This is a genomic window from Tumebacillus permanentifrigoris (assembly GCF_003148565.1).
Classification (GTDB): domain Bacteria; phylum Bacillota; class Bacilli; order Tumebacillales; family Tumebacillaceae; genus Tumebacillus; species Tumebacillus permanentifrigoris.
Genome location: NZ_QGGL01000016.1, coordinates 30,520 through 53,626 on the forward strand (window position 1 = coordinate 30,520; position 23,107 = coordinate 53,626).

23 protein-coding genes are annotated in these 23,107 nt (G+C 49.7%); 5 read left to right on the top strand and 18 right to left on the bottom strand.

Annotated features, from left to right (window positions below):
• Positions 1-16: 16 nt before the first annotated feature.
• Positions 17-238, bottom strand: coding sequence for a DUF1659 domain-containing protein (locus tag C7459_RS17005; RefSeq protein WP_170119521.1), 222 nt, complete (start codon positions 236-238; stop codon positions 17-19).
• A gap of 275 nt (positions 239-513) precedes the next feature.
• Between C7459_RS17005 and C7459_RS17010 the strand changes: the two genes are divergently transcribed.
• From C7459_RS17010 to C7459_RS24195, 3 genes are all read left to right on the top strand, one after another.
• Positions 514-1,089 (top strand): matrixin family metalloprotease, encoded by a 576-nt coding sequence (locus C7459_RS17010; protein ID WP_109690485.1) that lies wholly within the window; start codon positions 514-516, stop codon positions 1,087-1,089.
• A 14-nt stretch (positions 1,090-1,103) separates the two neighbouring features.
• Positions 1,104-1,781, top strand: coding sequence for a hypothetical protein (locus C7459_RS17015; RefSeq protein ID WP_109690486.1), 678 nt, complete (start codon positions 1,104-1,106; stop codon positions 1,779-1,781).
• Between the two features lie 497 nt (positions 1,782-2,278).
• On the top strand, positions 2,279-2,503 hold the full coding sequence (locus C7459_RS24195; RefSeq protein ID WP_425450733.1) for a DUF6431 domain-containing protein: 225 nt from the start codon (positions 2,279-2,281) through the stop codon (positions 2,501-2,503).
• On the opposite strand, the gene C7459_RS17020 is transcribed toward C7459_RS24195, so the two are convergent.
• The 11 genes from C7459_RS17020 to C7459_RS17070 all read right to left on the bottom strand — a co-directional run bounded on the left by C7459_RS17020 (position 2,398) and on the right by C7459_RS17070 (position 12,620).
• Entirely contained in the window at positions 2,398-3,081 is a 684-nt protein-coding gene (locus C7459_RS17020; protein WP_109690487.1) for a hypothetical protein, read from the bottom strand. The genes C7459_RS24195 and C7459_RS17020 overlap by 106 nt on opposite strands.
• 27 nt (positions 3,082-3,108) lie before the next feature.
• On the bottom strand, positions 3,109-3,741 hold the full coding sequence (locus tag C7459_RS17025) for a matrixin family metalloprotease (protein ID WP_109690488.1): 633 nt from the start codon (positions 3,739-3,741) through the stop codon (positions 3,109-3,111).
• 226 nt (positions 3,742-3,967) lie between these two features.
• A complete protein-coding gene (locus tag C7459_RS17030; protein WP_109690483.1) occupies positions 3,968-4,186 on the bottom strand; it encodes a DUF2922 domain-containing protein in 219 nt (72 codons plus the stop codon).
• A gap of 26 nt (positions 4,187-4,212) precedes the next feature.
• Positions 4,213-4,434 (bottom strand): DUF1659 domain-containing protein, encoded by a 222-nt coding sequence (locus tag C7459_RS17035; protein WP_170119521.1) that lies wholly within the window; start codon positions 4,432-4,434, stop codon positions 4,213-4,215.
• Positions 4,435-4,823: 389 nt separating this feature from the next.
• Positions 4,824-5,405, bottom strand: coding sequence for an FAD-dependent oxidoreductase (locus C7459_RS17040; protein WP_109690490.1), 582 nt, complete (start codon positions 5,403-5,405; stop codon positions 4,824-4,826).
• 103 nt (positions 5,406-5,508) lie between these two features.
• Positions 5,509-7,359 (bottom strand): WD40 repeat domain-containing protein, encoded by a 1,851-nt coding sequence (locus tag C7459_RS17045; RefSeq protein WP_109690491.1) that lies wholly within the window; start codon positions 7,357-7,359, stop codon positions 5,509-5,511.
• Positions 7,360-7,371: 12 nt separating this feature from the next.
• Complete coding sequence (locus tag C7459_RS17050) at positions 7,372-8,445, bottom strand: formylglycine-generating enzyme family protein (RefSeq protein ID WP_109690492.1); 1,074 nt, start codon at positions 8,443-8,445, stop codon at positions 7,372-7,374.
• Between the two features lie 16 nt (positions 8,446-8,461).
• Entirely contained in the window at positions 8,462-9,271 is an 810-nt protein-coding gene (locus tag C7459_RS17055; protein ID WP_109690493.1) for a hypothetical protein, read from the bottom strand.
• A complete protein-coding gene (locus C7459_RS17060; RefSeq protein WP_109690494.1) occupies positions 9,255-10,037 on the bottom strand; it encodes a hypothetical protein in 783 nt (260 codons plus the stop codon). The genes C7459_RS17055 and C7459_RS17060 overlap by 17 nt, the downstream gene beginning before the upstream one ends.
• Before the next feature lie 2 nt (positions 10,038-10,039).
• Positions 10,040-10,774, bottom strand: coding sequence for an ATP-binding cassette domain-containing protein (locus tag C7459_RS17065; RefSeq protein WP_109690495.1), 735 nt, complete (start codon positions 10,772-10,774; stop codon positions 10,040-10,042).
• A 16-nt stretch (positions 10,775-10,790) separates the two neighbouring features.
• Positions 10,791-12,620 (bottom strand): WD40 repeat domain-containing protein, encoded by a 1,830-nt coding sequence (locus C7459_RS17070; RefSeq protein WP_109690496.1) that lies wholly within the window; start codon positions 12,618-12,620, stop codon positions 10,791-10,793.
• Between the two features lie 527 nt (positions 12,621-13,147).
• Between C7459_RS17070 and ribA the strand changes: the two genes are divergently transcribed.
• Positions 13,148-13,774: a GTP cyclohydrolase II gene (gene ribA, locus C7459_RS17080; protein ID WP_109690498.1), complete on the top strand. Its 627-nt coding sequence runs from the start codon at positions 13,148-13,150 to the stop codon at positions 13,772-13,774.
• Positions 13,771-14,517 carry a class I SAM-dependent methyltransferase gene (locus C7459_RS17085; RefSeq protein ID WP_109690499.1) on the top strand — a complete coding sequence of 249 codons (747 nt, stop codon included), beginning with the start codon at positions 13,771-13,773 and terminating at the stop codon, positions 14,515-14,517. Before ribA ends, C7459_RS17085 begins: the two co-directional genes overlap by 4 nt.
• Positions 14,518-14,759: 242 nt before the next feature.
• On the opposite strand, the gene spoVT is transcribed toward C7459_RS17085, so the two are convergent.
• The 6 genes from spoVT to C7459_RS17115 all read right to left on the bottom strand — a co-directional run bounded on the left by spoVT (position 14,760) and on the right by C7459_RS17115 (position 23,018).
• The gene (spoVT, locus tag C7459_RS17090; protein WP_109690500.1) at positions 14,760-15,302 is read right to left on the bottom strand and encodes a stage V sporulation protein T; all 543 of its coding nucleotides are present in this window, start codon (positions 15,300-15,302) and stop codon (positions 14,760-14,762) included.
• Between the two features lie 308 nt (positions 15,303-15,610).
• Entirely contained in the window at positions 15,611-16,546 is a 936-nt protein-coding gene (locus tag C7459_RS17095) for a peptidylprolyl isomerase (RefSeq protein WP_109690501.1), read from the bottom strand.
• Positions 16,533-20,075, bottom strand: a complete 3,543-nt coding sequence (gene mfd, locus C7459_RS17100; RefSeq protein ID WP_109690502.1) for a transcription-repair coupling factor — start codon at positions 20,073-20,075, stop codon at positions 16,533-16,535. Before mfd ends, C7459_RS17095 begins: the two co-directional genes overlap by 14 nt.
• Positions 20,076-20,139: 64 nt before the next feature.
• Positions 20,140-20,373: an anti-sigma-F factor Fin family protein gene (locus C7459_RS17105; RefSeq protein ID WP_109690503.1), complete on the bottom strand. Its 234-nt coding sequence runs from the start codon at positions 20,371-20,373 to the stop codon at positions 20,140-20,142.
• Positions 20,374-20,419: 46 nt separating this feature from the next.
• Positions 20,420-20,980, bottom strand: coding sequence for an aminoacyl-tRNA hydrolase (gene pth / locus C7459_RS17110; RefSeq protein WP_109690504.1), 561 nt, complete (start codon positions 20,978-20,980; stop codon positions 20,420-20,422).
• A gap of 79 nt (positions 20,981-21,059) precedes the next feature.
• Positions 21,060-23,018, bottom strand: a complete 1,959-nt coding sequence (locus C7459_RS17115; protein ID WP_109690505.1) for an ABC transporter substrate-binding protein — start codon at positions 23,016-23,018, stop codon at positions 21,060-21,062.
• Positions 23,019-23,107: the final 89 nt, after the last annotated feature.

Sequence of the window (23,107 nt, forward strand, 5' to 3'; positions counted from 1 at the left end):
CCATTTTGGGTGTGAGTTAGATGCGGGTCAGGTCTTGGCGGTTGAGCAACTGGATGTGGTGCAGTCGGTACGAGGTCAAGCTTGCCAGCGCTTCCCCGACCGTGTACACATCGACTTGCGTTGCCGATGGCAGCACGCGGGAGTAGGCTTTGTCCTTGTACTGCGGGGAACCTTTCTCGTCGAAGCCTGTTTGCAGACGCAGCACCATACTCGTCCAGCCTTGGTTGGAATTGATCATCTTGGCATCCCTCCTGGGTGTGTTTGGCCTTACACTCTTACCATGCAGCGAGACGGCCATTTCCGGGACAGGGGATCAAAAAAACTTTTTTTCTCTCCATATTCGGTTCAATAAAATCGCTATGATAAACACCAAAAGGAAAGACAGGCCGTTGGTGAGATCTGACTTCAGAACCGTCTTTCGGTTAAAAATTAAACATTATTGTTTCACATTACAAACTCATATATAATTATAAATCGCTAGCAGATTGTATATCACTCCAAGGAGGAGTACGTATGAAAGTAAAGAAATGGGGACTTGGAATTCTAACTGGTTTACTAGGAATATCGATCGGAACAAGTGCCGCATACGCTTGGACATTGAATTCTAGAGGCTATGCGACACTCCCGGCTTATGTCCACGCCTATAGTGGTTTTTCGCCCGAGACGAAACAAGCGATTAGTACCGCATGCGCCCAATGGAACAACGCAGGTGCAGGTGGGCTCGTCTACCAAAGTTCGTTTGAACATTCCTTGACATCTTATCCAATGCAAAACAATTCCAATGACCTGACACGTGGAACCCGTGGAGACAAATATCTGATGAACACCGCAACATTGGTTAGCTCCTCGACCAACAAAATCGTCGAGGCCGATATCGATATCAACGTCTCATATCCCTTTGCTAACGATGGGTCGAGTGGGAATTATGACATCGGCGGGAATGTTACCCACGAACTTGGGCATCTCTTAGGACTCGAGCATACCACGGATACAGAGGCTACCATGTATGGAACCAGCACGATGGGAGAAACGAAAAAACGGACACTGGAACAGGATAATAAAAACGGAATCCTGTACCTTTATAAATAGGAGGATGAACCATAATGAAGAAAAGAATTGCTACAATCCTCGCCGTTTCCACCGTAGCGGGAGCACTTGGCTATCTTGCTTGGTTTACCCCCTCCCATTCTGAGCAAGTCATTGCAGCAGTCCAACCGAAACCAGAGACACAGCAAGACAAGCCCGACAAGATGGTGGTTCATGGCATCGTTCCATCTAAAACCAAGGCGGAATTAGTCGGAGAATCTGATGTAATCATTCGTGGTAAGGTCAAAGAACTTCTCCCAAGCAAATGGAGTAATCCGAACTGGGAACGTGGTCAAGATGTTAGTAACGTTATTCAGACAGATATACTCGTCCACGTAAACGATATCTTCAAAGGAAAACCCTATGACAAAGACATCGCAGTACGAATTGATAAAGGAAAAGTCGACAACATGACCTGGGAGTCCGACGGATATCCAGACTTCTTACCCGAAGAGAATGTCGTCCTCTTCCTTCGCCAAGACAACAGTGACTTAGCCAAGCCCCAAGAAAACTACTACATTCTGACCGGGATGTTTCAAGGGAAATTCAGTCAGGACTTGAAACACCCCGAGGACATACTTCTACATAACGGCAAGGATGTCCTCGACCCAGCTACGATGTCCGAAGAGATATCAAAAGAAGGAGAAAACTACAAAAAGCTTCTGAAACCCACAGAACCAAAAGGGAACATCTAAGGATTACAAGGCAAGCCCCGAGAGATGAAGTGCTCATTTACTAAAATACAATCAAATACGAGATGAGTGCTCGCACAATGAAAAACCCTCCTGTCAGATGGGCACTTCAGTAGACTCTAGATAAAAACAGGCCGCGAATGGTAATAACCCCCATGGTAGACAAGAGAAAAAGGAAATCGATGAGATGGACTTAATCCTGTCTACCATGAGGGGATACTACCAAAATCCGGCCTGTCTTTATGTTGCCGAGATCTCGATTTTCTCGACGATCCAAATGACCCAAAGCTGAAGTTATTGCCTGTCCAAAGACTGACGGATATAGTGATCACCGCATACATCCTAAAAAGGAAAAGACGACTCTGTATGATGTGCCACTGCGCCAACAGTTGCACCAGTGTCATCCCCCAAAAACGCATCGTCATTGTGTCAAATTTTCAGCTCAAAGAAAATGGAGAACGAGGTGTTTCGTTCGGAGTGCAGAACAGCATATCTACTCTGTGTGTGAACATGACCTTTTCGTAATCGGAAGCCGGAGTCGTACAGTGCGTAAGCCCACCGGTGAAAGAATCACGTACATCATTCGACGTTTACGCTGTAAAGGTTGCGAGCGGTGCTGTTACTTCGTCTTTTTAATCTCATCTACAAGACTATTCTTGTCTTTGCCAGCAAATTCGTTTTGCAGAAAGAAAAGGTCTCCCGTTTCATTGCGAATCTCGTTTTGAACTGTGGCTAGTATCTGTCCAGTCCCTTCATCGAAACGAATTTTGCCTTGGACAGAGCCTGTGATGGTGAAACCCCATTTGGGATCTTTGGTGTCTTTTAGAAAGACGATGTATGAATATCCTGGCTTGATGACGGGCGACCCTTCGCGAGTAACCTCTTCGATGCCTGCAGGCTTTTCGTGACCGCTACTACGTACTTCGTTACCCTTTAGTTTCGAGAAGTCGGAGATACCACCGGACTCTGTAATCGGCACCGTTTTCAAGTTGACATCGCCTTTATATACTTGCTTTACCAGAACATGGGACAAGGTTTGTACGGATGCTGCCGTGTCGCCAAGAATCGTCTCCTGATCCTGTACCTTTACCTCTGCAACAAGATCTGAATTTTGATATAGTTCAACCACGCTCGAATACAGCTTCTCGTAGCTCGCATGAGTTACGACCGCCGGATCTGTAGTTTCATCAATCGCAACAGGCACAGCCGAGCTATTTCTACTCGTTAACCCCACGAAGAGATAAGCAGCAGCACCTACAACCAGAAACATTCCAGCTATAGACCATTTGGTAGTCAATTTCATTTTGCAACCATCCTCTCGGTAGTCGAATCAGTACAACTTGCCGTAAATCTCTTGCACACCGGCAACCTCGTCGTCCGTCGGGCCTTTGGTTCCATAATTGTCGTAACTCGAAGAAGTCTGCAACATCAAGCGATTCGCCGTCCACGAATAGGTTCCGATGTGATCCAAGCCGAATCCATGCCCTGCTTCATGTGCCAACACATGCTGTTGCTTGCCGTTAGGGTCATGATAGGTTGCAGAGGAGTTGAACCAAGAGATTGCAGAATTCGAGTTAATATGCATCTGAGCCCAAGACCATTTCGTCACTCTAGGATCACACGGACTGTTCCCGTCATAGAATGCGGTCCAACCCAATTCGTTCACATCTGCATGATACTCGGAATGGAAGTCCATTACCGAAGCTTTTTGGTCTGTCGTCTGATACATGTAAACTTTCGTGTTCGGTGTCGAATTCCATGCATTCATCGCGAGATTTGCATTGTTCTGTGCATTATAGCCGCCCAGATTCGTTGTAACCCCACCAACCCAGTAATACAAATGGTACGGATCCTGCGTTAACCGCTGGCCGATTTTCGCGTAAGCAAAAGCACTTGAAGCAACACTCAGAGTTACAGCCCCCACCAAAATGCCCACTATCTTTTTCTTCACTTTCATATTCATTTTCCGACCCCCATATATCCGATATAATTAATATAGAATACTGTATTTTCTATTTAAAAGAAACAAGCGTCAGACGTTGTCATTTTATTAATAGTGAATCCTTCTTGTCGATTCTGATAAAAACAGATTTCAAAATATGCCAACGCTACTGGTTTGCCACTATTAGACCTACAAAGGTGTTTTAAGCAAAAAAGACAGGCCGCGAATCCGGCCTGTCTTTTTTGCTTTAGATCTCGATTTTTTCGACGCTCGACTCGACGATGCGAGCGGAGAGTTTTTCCACGGCCAGTCCCTGCGGGAAGCCAAAGATGCCTTTCTGGATCACGAGGTCCATGACGTCTTGGATTTCGGCGGTGGTCAGATCGTGCCGCGGTTCGGGGATCACCAGTTTGACTTTTTTGTTGAGGTTGGTCGAGAAGTACAGTTCAAGGTCGCGTTTTTGCATGAGCGTTCCCTCCATTTGGGTGTGAGTTAGATGCGGGTCAGGTCTTGGCGGTTGAGCAACTGGATGTGGTGCAGTCGGTACGAGGTCAAGCTTGCCAGCGCTTCCCCGACCGTGTACACATCGACTTGCGTTGCCGATGGCAGCACGCGGGAGTAGGCTTTGTCCTTGTACTGCGGGGAACCTTTCTCGTCGAAGCCTGTTTGCAGACGCAGCACCATACTCGTCCAGCCTTGGTTGGAATTGATCATCTTGGCATCCCTCCTGGGTGTGTTTGGCCTTACACTCTTACCATGCATGACGAAGGGCCATTCCGGGACAGAGAACTCAAATTTTTTCAATAGAAAAAGACAGGTCCATGAGGGGGACCTGTCTTGAATAGATAGATGTTGAGTACGATAATAATTATTGCTCCATCTGTTTAGCGAAGAAGCCGGCTGCCGTTTCGGCGAGCTTGACCGCAATCCCAAACCGGATTACCTTCTACATCGCAGTTTATTCTAGTTTGCTTGACTTACTGCAAGAGGTTCGAGGTGTTATATTCTTGCTGTTGGCAGTGATTGCACTACGACTTACTATCGTCTGCGGGGCAATTCTCAACAATCTGAAACCTGTTTAGCACATCTTAGCAGACCTAATTTTAATCTTTCTTTGGCGATTGGTGCACATGTACACGGTTACCTACACGGTCGCTAATCAAGTTGAGCGCAGTTTGTGCACCATGACCTGCAGCGACAATCGCTTGCGATGCCACGCCAACAGCAATTCCGGTTGCGTAAACATTCCTCCTAGTAGTACGACAACGATCGTCAATTTTAATTTTTTGTTTGACGTACGGTTCATCGTTCTCAATCACTTCAACTCCCGCTAATTCTGCGGTGCCGAATACAGGACCTTGTCCGTTCGCCAGAATCAGTTGACTAGACAGATAGGTTCCTTGTTCGGTGGTGACTCGGATCTCGTCTTCTGCATAAACAATCGCAGTGACAGTCTCGTTGAGAACCGTGACCCCGCGATCCTCTTGCACTTGCTTCAGAGCGGTTTCCAAAAGGTTGGCACCTAAAAATGACTCTCGAATTCCAAGATAATTACCCACCCATGCAGATTTCATCATGCTTCTACCATCGCCTATTACAAGCGTGTTTACATCTTTGTCAGCTAGGAACATAGCAGCACTGAGTCCAGCCGGGCCTGCACCTAAAATAATAACATCGCACTTCACCTAAAGACACCCCTTTACATATTAGAAGAAGACTCTATTAATTCATAATGATATCAATAGCGTCAGAGTTTGTCCAGTGATGTTTTCGGATATCAACAAGCGTTTATCCTTGTAACTGTTTTACGAGAAACTCAGTAGATTCAAGGTTTCGACATATCGTGTTGTGGTAGATACCGATCATATTGCCCTCCAAGTCCCAACGTCCAACCTGTGCATCCCAAGAACCAGTGAAAAATTCTCGGCTGTCTTGAGACCAGGTGACGTACGCTATTCCAGATTGGTGATGTTTCACATGCAATACCTTTTCACCTGTCTGGAAATCCCACAATATCGCAGTGTTGTCGTACGAACCAGTCAAGATATATCGCTTGTCCGGAGAGAATGCAACAGATTTAATCGACTTACGGTGTGCCTGTTCTTTGAAAATGAATCGTTCACGAGACTCTACGTCAAACACTCGGACGGAGAGGTCACGCGATACGGTGACAACATGACGACCATCCAAAGTCACATCAATCGAGTTGATTAGCGAATCGTGCATCTTGATTTGTTCCTTCAATCCCCATGTTGTAGCATCCCAGATGCGAATGTAACCGGAATTATAACCAGAGAAGAGTTCGTTGTTCACCCACACGACAGCTTTGCACTTGTATCCCGTGCCATCAACCATTGTGGCGATATTCGCTCCAGTGGCAACATACCAAACTTTCAAGTCACCGTCATAACCGGCCGTCGCTACTCTTTTCGAGTCGGGGCTCCAAGCAACACTATTTACTATCCCATCATGGGCCACGATGGCCTGGATCAATTCTAAATTGCTCATCTGGAAGATACGCAGTGTCCCATCGTAAGAGGTCGTTGCAATCATCTCTTGGTTCGGAGATATAGCCAACCCTTGTACGAGGCTTTCGTGTACCAATTTTTCCAACATCACTTCGCCGCTTTCACGATCAAATACGCGAAGGACGAAGTCGTCACCACCAACGAAAACACGCTGGTTATCTGGAGATAACTTCACGACATTTACGCCGTGAGTTTTGCCCATCGGAGTTGCCACTTCTTCGCCGTTAAAGGGATTAAACATGCGGAATGATTCGCCGAACGAACCACAGATCATGTACTGGCTAGTCGGATCCCAAGCCAGCGAGTTTTCCCATTTGTGGTAGCCTTCGATGGTATGGAGGCACTGGTGAGTTTCAAGGTTCCAAAGTTTGATCGTCCTGTCGTAGGAGCCACTGAGAAGGTACTTGCCGTTCGGACTCAACGCTAGGCGCTTGATTGCACTTTTGTGCCCTGTGCATTCCCCGAGTAGTTCTTGGGTAAACGGATTCCAGATGACAACTCGACCGTCATGTGCACCAGTGGCGATAAGATTCATATCGTCTGAAGACCAAACCACCGAGTTGATGTGTCCTTGATGTCCAGCAAGTTCCGCGATTTCCTCACCTGTATTTGCATTCCAAATCACAACTCGGGAATCGTCACCTGAAGTAGCGATATAATTCCCATCCGGAGACCAAGTAGCAGAGTTTAAGTAATTGTTATGTCCACCGAGAGTTAAAATGACGCGACCTGTGTCAATGTCCCACACCTTGGCCGTGTGGTCGAGGGATGCTGTTACAATGCGCTGGTTGTCAGGCGAAAATACGCACCACATTAGATCATCAGCATGTCCCCACAAACGACGGTATACAAGCCCTGTCTTGAGGTCGATGATTGCAGCCGATGCATCGGCTGCAGCAGTTGCCAAGTACCGTCCGTCTCGCGAGAAATCTACCGCTTCAAGCAAGTCCGTGTGGAAATCCCAGGTGAACACCACTTCACGCAGTTTGGCATCCCACAGCTTGACTTTTTTGTCGTAAGAGCCAGTTGCGATCCACTTGCCATCTTGGGACCATGCTACCGCTCGAATCACAGATTGATGCAAGTTTGAGTTCGTTTTCTCCCAGAACATGTTTTGTCCTCCTTAAACGGTCTTCATCACCTTGTTGAAAGAAAGACCTTGCATGAAGCGATCTAACTCGTCCATGTTGGGTCTATGACAGACAACGATGTCACTGGCTACATCCATAACTTTCAAAATGATCTCAGAACGGCTGTGCAGGTTGGCGAAGACGTGGAAGTCATGTTCAGTAAATTCCTTCGCTTGTGCAATCCCTGAATGCTGGTTGCCCAAGTCTACGCAGACTTCCTGATCATTTACGTAATTAATAGAAGCGTAGATCCAATCTCCGTTCTTCAGCAAAAAAGGAGTTGGTTTATTCGGCACTAGTAACGGTTGCGGACGGCGGACGACGCGAAATCCAGTAAACCGACTTGGATGTTTACCGTGGCGACGAGCACAGCGGGCTAGATCCAATAGATGCTCGGCCGTACCTCCGCGTAAGATCCGATACTTTAGATAATCAGGGATCTGAATTGGCATCCCTTCATAAGGGGCATTGAACGAGCGAGTCATCTCTTCTACATTCCCAGCGATGTCATAAAGACCATATGGAGAATTCGCTTTTGAGGTATGGCGGACAGGGAGCACGTGCCCGTGCCCGCACTCCCGGGTGTTAATGCGTTGCGGTTGCTCAGCATCGCCCCACGGAAACTCGCGCGAATCGGTGCCGCGTGCAGCTTTCTCCCACTCTTCTTCCGTTGGCAAATCGTACGTATATCCATCATCGTTCTTTGTCAGCCATTTACAAAAATCTTCCGACAATCCAGCAGTTGTAGGATACACAGGATGGTCCCCTGGAACCGTGCGCAAATTTTCTTGAAGGAGTTCCGGCAATCTCTTCACAGGATAGTCGGTTTCCCTGATAAAAGCTCGCATCATGTCGAACGTTACGGGAATTTCCGCGATATCATACGCAGGCAGTTCAAGTTCACGTTGCGGAACTTCCTTGATAAACCAGTCCACGAACACCGTGTATTTTTCCATGAGGTATTCCATGTGATTTCGGTCCCACGTAGTCCCCATCAAGAATGTACCTGCCGGAATGCTTACAAACTGTAGATTGTTCAAAATGTCTTCTCGTGAGAGAGAGAGCATACGGGGATCTCTCCTGTCAATTTTGGTATTTAACACAGGACTTTTTGATAAGGTGATTCAGACCTACCGCCCAAAGAAGCAACACGCCAACCCCAAGCACAAATGCAGTGCCCAACGAAAACGGAAACTCAGGTGGCACTATGTTGGTTGCGATAATAGTCGGAAATGCGGTAGCGAAGTAAGCGGGGTAGATCAGCACCAAGATGATTTGTATCGGTAACGACCTCAGCACGAGATGTATCGGACGCGTGTAGAAACGTGTAGCTGGGCTGCCCAACCGAATTGGTCGCGTGGGGTCCCAATACGCTTGAATGATGTGAAACGCAGAGGTGAGGATCATATGGGTAAGTACCCCAGTCAGGAGGACAAGCAACACCAAAAACGGGTTACTATCACGCTCGACGACTGAAAGCCCTATCGCACCCAGTCCGGCCAAGGCACAGAACGCGAACTTGGTGGTGTCCGTCCGGAAAAAGAAGATCTTAAGCAGAGGAGTACCGGGTGTCAGCAAAAAGTAGACCGTTTGTCCACGTACTAAGGAGGTGCAATATTCATGAATGCCAGCTAAAAATATTGCATCACCACACCCATCGACGCAGATCATGATGCCGATGAAGATTAGCAGATCCACCACTGGAATCTCAACATGATTGATCACGTGGAACAGGGAGAACACCGTCACTGCTTGCATAACAAAAAAAGAAATACTTGGTAAAAATTGAAAAAATTCACTAACAAATCGATTGGAAATCGAGAATACGGTCGCCTTCCAACAACCCTTTATGACTTTTAAGTTATCGGCCCACGAACTACGAATAGATTGCATAACGTCTCGTCCTTTCTGCTCGAATGGCAATTAGCAAGAAGAGGAACAGCCAAATTATGCTGGACATAAACATGATCAGTTGCATATGGATCATACGATTCTCACTCATGTTAGGATCGCCGAGTATTGCCAAAATAGGTGAAGTTACAACGGTGGAGAAGGGATTCAGTATCAGCGAAAGAACGGAATTCTTAGTTAATATTCCAATCGGGAACAAAGCGCCCGATAGCAATGTTGACGTAGAACGCACAATGGAATTGATGATATCGCGGTAACCTCGAGGAGAATAGTAGCGTGTAAAGACACCAAACAGTATCAGGTTGACTGCACCGATAACGATGTTCAACAGCATGATTGGAATGATGTAGATCGGAGCGCCGTGCGCAACAGCAAGCACGACCAAGATGATCAACCACAGATGAAAGAGCCATAACTTTGCCAACTTACCTAAGTAATGGCCCAAAAAAATCGGGGTAGCACCACCGGGCAGCAGATCTACGACATGCCATCGACTCATCTCCATCAAATCCACTTGTTCTTTGCCGACACCTTTGATAGAAACCAATGTCCACAGTGGGAACGACATAAGCGAGTATTGAACAAGATACATCCAGTCGTAATCGCTGAGTGAGCCCGATTGATACCAGATCACGCAGTCCGTCAGAAAAATTAAGAGGATGAAATACAACATACTTCTCCAATCGTTAGCGTCAGTGTTCGACTTTCTCGCCCAGATGAACATGTTGCGCAGAACGTCACCAGTCAAGTTCAAAACACCTCCAGATAACGACGTTCCAATTCGTCTGCGTCGATCTCAGCCGATAAGTATTCGTTTGTGATGTAACCGTCTTGCAAAAAGCCACCTCGTACACAGGTGGTAGTCAAGTCTTTAAGGTTGTGAGATGTCATAATCCCGCAAGCATTGTGTAGTTCTAGGTAGTTGTTGACCATCTTACGTATTTGCAAAATGGCCGCCGGATCCAGACCGACAGTCGGTTCATCCAGAATCAGAATTTCTGGCAAACAAGCCAATGTCAGCGCAAGTTCAAACTTGATTCGCTCCCCAAAAGACAACGAAGAAGCCCAACGCTTCAATTTGTCATCGATTCGGAACTCGACCAATTTTTCTCGGAACCACTTATCATCAAATCTATCGTAGATGGCACTGTACATGGCTACATGTTCACCAAGTGTCATGGTGGAAAACAATCGGGAAGAAGCCCCCGATACATTCCCGATACGACGTTTCCATTGCCCGTCGTGCAGATTCGGACGCTTCTTTCCGTCAATTATTATCTGACCCTTACTTGGTTCGTAGATTCCCATGATCAGTTTGGCAAGCGTAGTTTTACCACAACCATTCGGTCCAACTAGACCGTATAGTTCGCCACGCTGGAAATCTAAACTGATATTCCTCAAGATCGGAGGGCGATTTTCTGAATTTCTTTTCAATATTTTCTTTTTTTCTTTATATCCAAACTCCAAATTTTGAATCGAAATCATGAGAATCCCTCACCATTTAGAGTATTTTGTGGCGGATCAGTCGGGTCATGCCATCGTCGCTAACACGATACGCACGCAGATAATTACCGCGACCTCCGATTAGCAACAGAGCAGAACCATTTTCGTCGACGCGTGCTGCCATTGATTTCGGGAAGTCAGGCATCTCACGCGAGTAACCATTTAAGGTTACGTTACTATAGCTGTACGAGGCGACTTGAGAAGAGTAAGAGATGCATAGGACATGGTCTTTCAGCAGAACGCAATCTTCAACCGTGTTCTGCGTTCCACCCGTAAATTCATGAACAATATCCAAGCCATCTACATCGAGTTCGTAAACAGAATTCCCACCTGCCAAGAACAAATGGCCGTTCTCTAGACGCCGGAAACGCTTGCTAATCCCTCTGATTTCGATAACACCATATTCAGATAGATCTGGATTGAACACATCCAAGTAGACCTCGCGTCGTGCTACTACAATTTTGCCGGAAGCACTATACCCACAGGTCCAGATCGCATACGGCAACTGTTTCGTTTGCATAACTGCACCGGTCTCAACGTCCAACTCCCCAAGCAAACCCTGGTCGTTTGCAAAGAGCACCCGTTGAAGGTCCGGTGAAAAGTCGATCGCTTTACCCAAACCGTAAAAATTCTTGCGCCAGAGAAGCGCCCCATTTTTCTTGGCGCGGAATACCCAACCAGTGCCTGTGATGGCGACAAATGAGCCGTCTGCCAACGGTTTTACACGGTACAAGCGACCAAAGTCGTACTTGAAGTGAGCTAGCTCCTCGATGTCAATTTGGCCGTACTTTCCATTTTGGTAACGAATGATACTCAACGAGCCGTCTTCCATTGCGCAATATAACGTGCTGTTATCTCCGGGTAGCTCTTCCATCTGCCAGATCGCGTTCGCCTTGTCTTCGAAGGTGGAGGCGATGATAATACCTTGCGAGTTAAAACGAATCAGTTCACCGGACTGCAAACTAGTGTAGATTTCGTCGTCATGTACATGAATGACGTTCGTAGTTTGATATTTGAAAGGTCCGATAACGTTTTCCAGTTCCGGTTCCAAACCTAAGTTACTGAACACGTACACGTGGTGGTCAAAGCAGGAGACGTACGCACGGGAGCAGTCTTCGTCGAACGAAATCCATTCAATATCGTCATTGGTGAACTCATACAGTTTTGCGTTCTCACCATCAAGGTCGATGGTCCCAATTGAGTTGCTATCGTCAGTCGAGAACCAGAAGCGATCGTGACGCTTGTCATAGGTGACGCAGTGAGAGGAACCGCGTGCAGGTTTGACTAGTTTGGAAAAATCGCCATCCTCCATGTTGCCAAACATCATAGTACCGCGATAGTCTGAAATGACGTGTCGGGTAGGATGTTCCAAACAAATACCATCCAAGAAAGGACCTACTACTGCGAGGTCCAGGACGCGAATGACATTCATCGTTTTATCTTCATATTCAACGAATTGACCGAAAGCGTTCAGCGTGTAGACAGAATCATTTTGGTTAAGTAGAAAACGCGAGGCGGTCCAATTCAGATCGTCATCTTCTTCGTATGCTTGCTGATCTGTGACGCCGTCGCCTGTGACCACATCAAGCAATTCCAACGTATGAAGATCCCACTTCAAGAGATTGAAGTGGCAATCCCGCGTGAAGATAAAGTTCTCACCTACCGTTATCGCGGTTGCGGCTGCATGAAAAGGCGAGGCTGGAGAGGAAGCTACAAGCTGCAAGTCGGAGTCAAACGCATGAACACGTCCAAAAATGTCACCTCCTATTACTTGTTGGGTTACAGAAGAGTATTTAATTCGTCGGATTCGATCACGTATCTGGGCCATGAGCAATCTCCTTACTATTAAATATATTTGTTTTAAAGGAGTTCGTTTATATAGTGAAAGGCCGAAGGCATCTACCTTCGGCCGAGGGCACAGCTTGCAATTACTTCGAAGCCGGTTTGTCATTGAAACGGATCGGGCCTTTTGCCTTTTTCATTTGCGATTCCCCCCTAACTTTATGTAAAAAACAAACTCGTAAGCAACAATTGAATATGTTGCTAGTATTGATAATATCCATTTTTTTATAAATAGTCAAATTTGGCAAAATCAAGATATTCGGTGAAAAAGTGAGGAAATATCGGTCTAAGTCCCAAAACCAAAATAAATCAACTATTTCGCACTCATTATTAAAGTGTGTTATATATATACGACCGATTTTATTTGTCCTGTTATATTCTAAGATCATTCACATTTACATCCCCCACCCGAAAAAGCCTTTACAAATGTTCCCTTTTTGATTACTATACCTACACAATACTAACTAATAAAGCACTTCAATCCGTTCACAGGTTTAGGAGGTAGCAAGGAACATGGCACAGACCCAAATCGCTGAAAATCAGTCTATTCAACTCCCTACGCTGTTCGGGGACTTTATGATGAAAGCTTACGATCCCGAGGTGTTAGGAGAACAACCGACAGTCGTCATTTTCAAGGGAGATCTGCAAGGGAGAGAAGACGTGTTGGTTCGTTTCCACTCCGAATGCCTAACCGGTGATATTTTTGGTTCATTACGATGCGATTGTTGGCAACAACTACAAGAAACGTTAAAGATGATTCATGAGGAAGGTTCAGGTGCTGTCATCTACCTGCGCCAAGAGGGTAGAGGCATTGACTTGGTCAACAAACTCAAAACGTACATCCTGCAAGAGCAAGGGTACGATACGGTCGAGGCCAACGTAGCACTGGATTTGCCGGTGGATGCACGGGAGGACAGCGCATGTCTTCGTGTTCTGAACGATTTAGGAGTCCGCTCTATTCGCTTGGTAACCAACAATCCTGACAAAATTGAAAAAGCCAGAGAGTTAGGCATTGAGGTCACCGATCGTGTAGAAATTGAAGCTGGCGTCTGTGATGCTAATGAACGATATCTACAAACTAAGAAGGAAAAAATGGGACATTTCCTGAAAAAAAACCAGCAGGAAGGATTTTTGATATGAGCAAACTAATTTTGCATTCTGGGCCTACTTTCTATGACGACCCTGATATCTCAAAAGCCTACTGGGAACGTCGTAAACGTGGGTTAGGGGCCAACACCCTTCTTGAGTACCCAATTTTCACCGAGTTGGTAGGATCTGTTCAAGGATTGCGAGTCTTAGACTTGGGGTGTGGGAGCGCTCAGTATGGGGTGGAGCTCTTGAACCAAGGATGTGAGGCTTATGTAGGGTTGGATGCTTCGGTCAACTGCTATGAGATGGCGAGAGAAACGCTCGCTGGGACTTCAGGAGAAGCCCGATTTGGTACAATTGAAGAGATTGACTTGCAGACGGAGAAATTTGATTTGGTGGTCTCTCGACTTGCCTTGCATTACATAGAAGATTTGGAGGCCATTTTTCAGAAGATCTATCAGTGTTTAACTTCAGGTGGACGGTTCATCTTTTCGGTGGAGCATCCAGTGATTACTTCTTGCAATGATAGTTATGTTGAGGGGCAAATTCGTGGACGATGGATTGTCGATCAGTACTTCGTTACGGGACGCAGGGAATACGATTGGCTGAACGGAAAAGTAGTGAAATATCACCGTAAGGTGGAGGATTTTTTTCTTCTGCTTCGAAACTCTAGATTTAGAGTGGATTTCTTAAGGGAAGCGACGCCCAACCGCGAGCATTTCGCTACAGAAGAAGAGTATGCACGTTGGGTAAAGGTCCCGATTTTTATGTTCTTTTCCGCTACAAAATCATAATTACAAATCGCGATGCTTATTTCTATGAAAAAGAATTTTTAGGTTGATAGTGCCTTTCTGGTCGCACAAATTGTTCATGAATTGCAGGCTGAATTAGTGAAGTTCGAAGTCTAAACAAGTCACGCAAAAAAGGAGACCTGCCGATGGCTTGTCTCCTTTTTTCTATCGATGTGTGCTCAAAGAAAAGACAGGCCGTTGGTGGGACCTGTCTTCAGGCAGATCGATGTTGAGTACGATGATAACTATTGCTCCATCTGTTTGGCGAGGAAGCCGGCAGCCGTTTCCGCGAGCTTGACTTCGAGGTCGCCCATCTTGGTGTTCTCTTCACGCGAGAGGATGATGACGGTTCCGATCGGGTCGCCACCGGCGATGATCGGTGCGATGACTTGGGAGGAAAACGGTTCTGGTTTCTCACGGGTGATGCTAAACTCGCCTGCTACAAAGCTCGTTACCGTCTTGCGGTCTTCCATCGACTTCTCAACGTCGCCGCCAATCGGTTTCTCCAAGAAGTCTCGCTTCGGTCCACCTGCGACGGCGATGATCACATCGCGATCGGTGATCAAGGTGATGTGACCCAGCGTCTCACTCAACGACTCCGCATATTCCTTGGCGAATGTACCCAGCTCGCCAATCGGCGAATACTTTTTGAGGATGACTTCGCCATCGCGATCGACGAAGATCTCCAGCGGGTCACCTTCACGGATGCGCAGCGTTCTACGGATTTCCTTCGGAATTACGACACGGCCCAAATCGTCGATTCTGCGTACAATACCTGTGGCTTTCATGTCTTCGATTCGACCTCACTTTCCGTTGGGAACGTTATGTTTTTTCGAAGATAGGTTGGCTGTATGTGTGTTCTACTAACTACTATCATCGTTGGTATTATCTTGTCCAGTTGTCGGCGTTTTTACCAAGAAACTGTTCTGGAATCTACTGGGTGCTCCTCGATCCTCCTTTCAAGTGGCTCCTTTTTTTTGGGGGGAAAGTGAGGATAGTATGGGGTGCGGGCAGAAGGTTTATACACGAATTGGCAAGACATAAAAAATCCACCCGGTCAGGTGGATTTTTCGCTACATTTGGTTACTTCGGTTGGTTACTTCGGCAAGATGATCTGAATGCCCGCACGTTGTTCGGTCTGTTCGTAGTACGCTTGCCACACAGCATTCTGTTTGTCTTCGAGCGCTTTTTGCTCCGCATCTGGCTTGACATCTTCGAACTTCGGGTTGGAGCGCTTGTCCACGCGCAGGATGTGCCAGCCATAGGCGGTGTGTACCGGGTCAGAAAGCTGTCCCACCGGAGCTTGGGCCGCCGCTTGGCGGAAGTCCTGTTCGAAGCTGTCGAACGTGACGTTCGCCATCGTCCCACCGTTGAGCTTCGCCGTCGGATCGATCGAAACTTCCTTGGCGACTTTGGCGAAGTCCTCGCCTTGGGCGAGACGGTCTTTGACTTTTTTCGCCTCCTCCTCGCTGGCGACGAGGATGTGCGAGACGGTCCCCGTCAAGAAGATCGACGGATCGTGGTCAAAAAATGCCTGGGACTCCTGCGGCGTCACCGTTACGTCCTTGGTCTTCTGCTTTTTGAATTCGCGGAGGTAGTAGTCGTCCACGACCAGTTGCTTGATGTCGCCGTCGCTGAGCTTGTACTTTTTCATCTCCGCTTCTAACTTGCTGCGGTCACCGCTGAATACCATGTCGGTCACTTGGTCTTTGTACTGCTCGATGTCGCCGGAGATGGTGGTCTCGTCGATTTTGACACCGGCTGTCTTCGCTTCTGCGACCAGCACTTTGTGCAGGGTGATGTACTCGTGGAGGAAACTTTTCTTGTTCTCCTCCGACTCTTGGTAGCTTGGCAGGAGCAACGAACGCTGGAAATGGAACTGCTTCATCATCTCCGCTTCCGTCACTTCGCCGCCCTGGTAGGTAGCGACAACGGTCTTGCCCGCGTTGCAGCCCGCCGTCGGAACTAGCGCGACGGCGAGACATGCAAACAGCGAGAGTGTGAGCGCGAGGCTTTTTTTACGGCGAGACATTCTCCAAGTCCTCCTGACGTTTGGGCACGACCTTGTACAGCTCCATGAATTTTTCTAGCATGGAGAGGATCTCTTCGTCCTTGAGACCCTTTGCCTTGAGCGTCACGATGATCTGCTGTTGCGCGGTGAGCTTCATCCGGTTCGGGAACTCACGCGTCATCGCGAACAGCTTCTCCCCGTCGATTTGCTTGTTCTGGGATTCGTCGAGTTTGAGCAGGATCTCCCCTTGCGGCGTCTGCTTGATCTCATTGAAGCGGTACTTGAGGGCATACGCCTTGAGCCTCGAGACGGCCAGCAAGTTGCGAACTTCCAGCGGGATGTCGCCGAAGCGGTCCTCCACTTCCTCTTCGAGATCGCGAACGTCTTCCAAGGCGCGCGCACTGACGAATTTTTTATAGATTTCGATCTTTTGCATCGAATCTTCAATGTACGTCGTCGGCAAGTAGGCGTCGACCGACAGTTCCACCACCGGGTCCGGCACTTTCTCTTCCTTGACCCCACCTTGCTTCAACTCTTCGATCGCTTCCGCCAGCATCTGGCTGTACAGGTCGAAGCCGACCGATGCGATGAAGCCGTGCTGTTGAGCCCCTAGCAAGTTGCCCGCGCCCCGGATCGAGAGGTCGCGCATCGCGATCTTGAAGCCGGAGCCAAGCTCCGTGAACTCCTTGATCGCTTGCAGTCGCTTCTCTGCCGTCTCGTTCAGCACTTTGTTGCGTTGGTAGGTGAAGTAGGAGTAGGCAATCCGGTTGGAACGTCCCACGCGACCGCGCAACTGGTAGAGCTGCGAGAGGCCGAGGTGGTCGGCATCCTGTACGATCAGTGTGTTGACGTTGGGCACATCAAGCCCAGTCTCGATGATCGTCGTCGAGACCAACACATCAGCTTCCCCTGACAGGAAGTCGAGCATCGTGCGCTCCAGTTCGTCCTCTGGCATCTGGCCGTGGCCGACGAGAACTTTGGCTTCTGGCACCAGTTGCTTGATGTGGTTGGCCGTCTCTTGGATGCCGTTGATCTTGTTGAAGAGATAGTAAACCTGCCCGCCGCGTCCCATCTCGCGCTCGATCGATTCGCGCACGATGCCGTCATTGTGTTCGACGACGTAGGTCTGCACCGGGAAGCGGTTCTCCGGCGGCGTCTCGATGACGGAGAGATCGCGCACCCCGATCATCGACATGTGCAGTGTTCGCGGAATCGGCGTCGCGGTCAAGGTCAGGCAGTCGACGTTGGTCTTGAGCTGCTTGAGCTTTTCCTTGTGCGTAACCCCGAAGCGCTGCTCCTCGTCGATGATCAACAGGCCGAGTTCCTTGAATTGCATCGTCTTCGAGAGCAGGCGGTGCGTGCCGATCACGATGTCGACCGCGCCTTCCTTCATGCCTTTTTGCACTTCGGTGATCTGCGCTTTGGAACGGAAGCGGGAAACCAGTTGCACGTTGACCGGGAACCCGGCCATGCGCTCGCTAAACGTTTGGAAGTGCTGCTGCGCGAGGATGGTCGTCGGCACGAGCACAGCGACTTGCTTGCCATCCATCACCGATTTGAATGCGGCGCGGATCGCCACTTCGGTTTTGCCATAGCCGACGTCGCCACAGAGCAGGCGGTCCATCGGTCGGATGCGCTGCATGTCTTTTTTGATCTCCTCGATGCAGCGGATCTGGTCCTCCGTCTCGTTGTACGGGAACATCGCCTCGAACTCGCGCTGCCACGCCGTATCTTGAGAAAACGCGTGTCCACGCGTCGCTTCCCGTTCTGCGTAGAGCTTGATCAGGTCTTCTGCGATGTCTTGAACCGCCGACTGGACTTTGGTGCGCACGCGCTGCCAGTCGGAGCCGCCGAGGGCGTAGATTTTCGGTTCCTTTTCCTCGGAGCCTACATACTTCTGCACGAGGTCGATCTGTTCAACAGGGACGAACAACTCGTCCTTGCCCTTGTACTTTATATGCATATAATCCTTGTGTATGCCAAGGATGTCCTTCGTTTCGATGCCCATGTACTTCCCGATGCCGTGGTTGATGTGGACCACGTAGTCCCCGACCTTGAGGTCTTGGTAGGATTTGATTTTTTGCGCGTCCGATAGCGTTTTCATTTTGCGCGTCTTTTTCTTGGTCGTGAAGATCTCGGTCTCGGTGATCACGGCGATCTTCATCGTGCTCAGTTCAAAGCCGGTCGCGAGGTTGCCTAGCACGATGATCGGTCGCGTGCGCGTACCGTCCCAATTTTTCACGATATCCGCTTGCATCAGATAGTCTTCGAGCACGCGTTGCAGGCGTTCGGCCCGCTCTTGGTTGGCGGCGAGGAACACCACTTGGAAGCCCATTTTCGTCCAGCGGTCGAGTTCGGTCTTCAACACGTTCATCTGACCGTGGAAGTTCTGCATCGAGCGGGTGTTGGTGTTGATCACCGCTTGCGGGCTGACCCCTGGAAGCGCGCGGGTGAACAGCGAGAACAGCAGTTTCTGCTTGGTCTTGTCGGTGAACAACAGATTGCGGTTGTTCTCGCTGACCAGCCCTGGCAACATCTCGCCGTGTTCGAGCGCGGAGAGGAACCATTCCTGCTCCTCGCGTTCGACGACCTTGATCGTCTCCCGCAGGCGGGATGGCTCGTCAAAAACCCACAGGGCATGCGGGGAGAGATAGTCCATCACGGTCGGTTTGCTCGGTTCGAGCAGTTCGATGTAGCGCACGAGGTTCGGCGTCGGGATGCCTTCCTGCATCGTCTCGATGTCTGCGCCGATGTTCTCGCGCAATTTGCTCACGATCTCCTCGTCGTTGATTTTGGCGATCTGCTCGTTGAGACGCAACGCCAACGCCCCGGCTGCGGCCCGAATGCGCACCGGTTCCGCGATGAATTCGCGGATCGGGTAGAGGACGACGTCGCTGATTTTTTCCAGCGAGCGTTGGGTGGTCGCATCAAAACTGCGGATCGAATCGATCTCGACGTCAAAAAACTCGATGCGCACCGCTTCATCACGAGTGAGCGGGAACAGGTCGAGGATGCCACCGCGCACGGAGAACTCGCCTTTGGACTCGACCATCTCGGCGCGTTCGTAGCCGAGGTAGACGAGGTGCTCCAGCAATTCGTCGAGACTTACTTCATCACCGACGCGCAGTACGCGACTGGCGCTGGCAAAGTGGCTCGGGGCGGTCAGCGGCTGGTGGAGAGCCGCGATCGGTGCGATGACGAGCGGCAGTTCGCCGCGAACCAGCGCTTCCAATACGGAGAGGCGATTCGAGGCGAGTTCTGGCGAGTACGCCATCACATCGGCAAACCCCATCTCGCGCTCGGGAAACAGCCGCACGGTATCTGCGGGCAATAATTCGATCAGGTCTTCGTAAATCTGCTGGGCGCGGCCCATGTTATGGGTAACGATCAAGAGCGGACGCGCCAAAGAGCCTCGCAAAGCGGCGAGGCAAAGATGTTGGGCCGACCCGGTCAGCCCGGTGATCAATTGTTCCTTGAGTCCTTCTTGACAACCGGTCAGGATACGCTGAAAGTCCTGATCCGTGCGGATGACTTGTACCAATGATTGCACGTTGTTCCCCCTCCAGCAAGCAAAAAAAGCCTTGAGCATCGCCAAGGCTTATGGGATCTATCGGCTACTGCAAAGGATTGCTCAACAGGTTTAACTCTGGATGAGCCTCCAAAGCTTCCTGGCAGTGTTCGCAGACCGTTTTGACGTAGGTTGAATTTTGAATCGAGTTATAAGAAATTATATCGGCGGCTTCCTCGGGAGTCAAGGAATGCAACCCAAGGCGCGCGTCATGGACGTGCGAGTCTGGCAGTTCGCCGATCTGGTGCTGGCAATGACGGCAGTAGTAGATGATGCTCATACGGTGTCCACCTCCTCCGTAGAAGCATACCCACTTTTTGCCGTGCTTAGCCGTTGAAGCGGTTCATCGCGATGGTAAAACCTTGGTCGATAATACAGTCTATGACGTTCGGGATTTTTGAGACCGCTTCATCCATCGGTTCCCACTCATCGGGACGAAAATTCATCAGGACATGCTTGATCACATCGGTGCCCGGATGTGGACGCCCGATGCCCATGCGCACGCGCTGGAACTCCTGTGTGCCCAGATGTGCAATCAACGACTTGATGCCATTGTGCCCGCCGGCGCTGCCCTTGGTGCGCAGACGGAGCTTGCCAACTGCGGTGTCCATATCGTCGTAGATCACGACGATGTCCTCCGGCTTGGGCTTGTACCACGTAAGCGCCTGGGAGACCGAGTCGCCAGAGCGGTTCATGTAGGTCATCGGCTTGAGCAGGACGATCTTTTCGCCCTTGTGCATGCCTTCGCCGTACAGTGCTTGAAATTTGTTTTTGGTGACGTCGATGCGCAGGTCTGCTGCGAGCTTGTCGATCGCCATGAATCCGATGTTGTGTCGGGTCTTCGCATATTCCGGACCCGGATTGCCCAATCCGATGATGAGCTTCATAGGATAGAAGTCCCTCCTCGCGTTACCTTTCTAACGATACAGAAAAGAAGACCCGACCGCAAGCGGCTCGGGTCTTTTTTTACTTGCCTTGGATGGTCACGTTCTTCAAATCAAAGTTCCGGCCCTTGCCTACATAGTGGAAACCTCGGACATAGGGTTTGATTAAGATCTGGCCCTCTCTGAAGGTCAACGGAGTGACCGCCGCGTCCTGCAAGACAAGTTGCTCCGCTTGGACGAGCAGTTGCGAACGCGCGCTGGCCTTGCGCTCGGCGTTGGCTTGTTTGAGCAGTGCGTCATACGCTGGATTGCTGTAGCCGGCTTTGTTGTCGATGCCATTGGTGCTGAACAGGCCGAGGAAGGTCATCGGATCGTTGTAGTCGGCTCCCCATGTGTTGAAGCAGATGTCGTACTTGCGCGTATCTTGGAGACGGTACTTGTCGGTTGCGCTCACGAGGTTGATTTTCACATCGATGCCCAGTTTGTCATGCCACTGCTTCGTGAGGAACGCAGCGATCTGTTCGGATAGGTCGGACTGTTCAATCGTGAAGGTCAGCGGCGGCAATTGGGTCAAGCCCGCCTCCCGCAACCCATCGGCTAACAACTGCTTCACTTCTGCGTCGTGGTTCGCGGACTGTGAGACAGTGCCCGCATGTTGGCGGAAATCCCCTCCGCCACTGCCGTCCGACACGCCCGACGGGACGAGCCCAACAGCTGGCTTGGCGCGACCTTGGAACAAGGTGGATGTGTACACACTCGGGTCGATCGCGTAGCTGAAGGCGCGGCGAATCTTGGCGTTTTTCAGCGCTGGGTTGCTCTCGTTGTAGATCAGGTAGGAGGTGGTTGGTTCGGGTACCATCTGATAATCTCGGTTGTTTTTCAGCGCGTCGTATTGAGCGAGCAGCAGCGGCATCTCATCGATTGCACCGCCCTCGTACAGGGTGTAGAGGAACTCGTCATTGAACGCCGGGGTCAGTTGCACGTGTATCTGATCGAGTTGCACATGCTCACGATCCCAATAGGTCGCGCTCTTCTCCATTTGCATATCAAAGTACGGAAACCACTTTTGAATCGAGAACGGCCCGTTGGTGAGGCTGAATGTCTTGCCGTCAGCGAACTGGTTTTTCTGTGGGGAAAAAATCGGTTCTGCGGTCAGGAGCGGGAACCACGGCATCGGGTGCTCGAGTTTGACGGTCAAGGTGCGGTCATCGGTGGCATGGATGCCCACCTCGCGCAAGGCGCCTGGACCGTAGTGATAGGAATGCACGCCTTGGATCTCGTCGAACAGGAAGGACAGCGGCGATTCGGACTTGATGTCGATCGCTTGCTTCCAACCTGTTTCAAAATCGGATGCGATCACAGGGGACCCATCTGACCATTTGGCGGACTCGCGCAGGTGGAAAGTCCAGGTCAGGCCGTCATCAGACGTTTCCCACGACTCGGCAACGCCGGGGATTGCCTTGCCTTGCTCGTCGACATGGGTCAATCCTTCATAGAGTTGTTGCAACAAGTTCCACTTGTATTCGTTCGTGACGAAGGCCGGCGCAATCGTGAGCACGGGATCGTTCATATACATGTTGAACTGCTTTGTGGTGGTAATCGGCTCTGGCGTCGAGGTGATCGAGACGGTATTCGTGTTGCCATCCCACTTCACATCCGCGCCCAACGCTTCGACGAGGAAGCGCAGCGGGATCATCGTGCGTTCGTTTTGCAATTCCGGCGGGGCATCGAGCACTTTGACCGCTCCGTTGACGGTCGCCACGCTTTGATCCGGCATGAGCGTGACGAAGGTGTTGCCTTTTTTGACGATCACTTGCGTCAAAATTTCGTTCCAGAACACGTGCGCGCCGAGTTTTTCCAGCACACCGCGCAGCGGGATGTAGGTGCGGTCGTTTTTGACATACGGTGCGACGTCAAAGGTCTGCACGACCCCATCGATCACGATGTGTACAGGATCGGCAGCGTGTGATGCGGTCGGAAGGGTCAAAAGTGAAAGTGCGGTCAGCACAGACAAGGCAAGGGGCAGAGATTTTGTTTTCATTCGTTGTCCTCCAGATGGGAAAATTCCCAATATTTACACTGCTATAAACATACACGAATATCAACATAAATGGAAGTAAAAAAAGACAT

What these genes read in the sequence shown, in the direction of transcription:
- C7459_RS17005 (WP_170119521.1), bottom strand. Translation starts at nt 238, where the DNA reads ATGATCAATTCCAACCAAGGCTGGACGAGTATGGTGCTGCGTCTGCAA.
- C7459_RS17010 (WP_109690485.1), top strand. Translation starts at nt 514, where the DNA reads ATGAAAGTAAAGAAATGGGGACTTGGAATTCTAACTGGTTTACTAGGA.
- C7459_RS17015 (WP_109690486.1), top strand. Translation starts at nt 1,104, where the DNA reads ATGAAGAAAAGAATTGCTACAATCCTCGCCGTTTCCACCGTAGCGGGA.
- C7459_RS17020 (WP_109690487.1), bottom strand. Translation starts at nt 3,081, where the DNA reads ATGAAATTGACTACCAAATGGTCTATAGCTGGAATGTTTCTGGTTGTA.
- C7459_RS17025 (WP_109690488.1), bottom strand. Translation starts at nt 3,741, where the DNA reads ATGAATATGAAAGTGAAGAAAAAGATAGTGGGCATTTTGGTGGGGGCT.
- C7459_RS17030 (WP_109690483.1), bottom strand. Translation starts at nt 4,186, where the DNA reads ATGCAAAAACGCGACCTTGAACTGTACTTCTCGACCAACCTCAACAAA.
- C7459_RS17035 (WP_170119521.1), bottom strand. Translation starts at nt 4,434, where the DNA reads ATGATCAATTCCAACCAAGGCTGGACGAGTATGGTGCTGCGTCTGCAA.
- C7459_RS17045 (WP_109690491.1), bottom strand. Translation starts at nt 7,359, where the DNA reads ATGTTCTGGGAGAAAACGAACTCAAACTTGCATCAATCTGTGATTCGA.
- C7459_RS17050 (WP_109690492.1), bottom strand. Translation starts at nt 8,445, where the DNA reads ATGCTCTCTCTCTCACGAGAAGACATTTTGAACAATCTACAGTTTGTA.
- C7459_RS17055 (WP_109690493.1), bottom strand. Translation starts at nt 9,271, where the DNA reads ATGCAATCTATTCGTAGTTCGTGGGCCGATAACTTAAAAGTCATAAAG.
- C7459_RS17065 (WP_109690495.1), bottom strand. Translation starts at nt 10,774, where the DNA reads ATGATTTCGATTCAAAATTTGGAGTTTGGATATAAAGAAAAAAAGAAA.
- C7459_RS17070 (WP_109690496.1), bottom strand. Translation starts at nt 12,620, where the DNA reads ATGGCCCAGATACGTGATCGAATCCGACGAATTAAATACTCTTCTGTA.
- ribA (WP_109690498.1), top strand. Translation starts at nt 13,148, where the DNA reads ATGGCACAGACCCAAATCGCTGAAAATCAGTCTATTCAACTCCCTACG.
- C7459_RS17085 (WP_109690499.1), top strand. Translation starts at nt 13,771, where the DNA reads ATGAGCAAACTAATTTTGCATTCTGGGCCTACTTTCTATGACGACCCT.
- spoVT (WP_109690500.1), bottom strand. Translation starts at nt 15,302, where the DNA reads ATGAAAGCCACAGGTATTGTACGCAGAATCGACGATTTGGGCCGTGTC.
- C7459_RS17095 (WP_109690501.1), bottom strand. Translation starts at nt 16,546, where the DNA reads ATGTCTCGCCGTAAAAAAAGCCTCGCGCTCACACTCTCGCTGTTTGCA.
- C7459_RS17105 (WP_109690503.1), bottom strand. Translation starts at nt 20,373, where the DNA reads ATGAGCATCATCTACTACTGCCGTCATTGCCAGCACCAGATCGGCGAA.
- pth (WP_109690504.1), bottom strand. Translation starts at nt 20,980, where the DNA reads ATGAAGCTCATCATCGGATTGGGCAATCCGGGTCCGGAATATGCGAAG.
- C7459_RS17115 (WP_109690505.1), bottom strand. Translation starts at nt 23,018, where the DNA reads ATGAAAACAAAATCTCTGCCCCTTGCCTTGTCTGTGCTGACCGCACTT.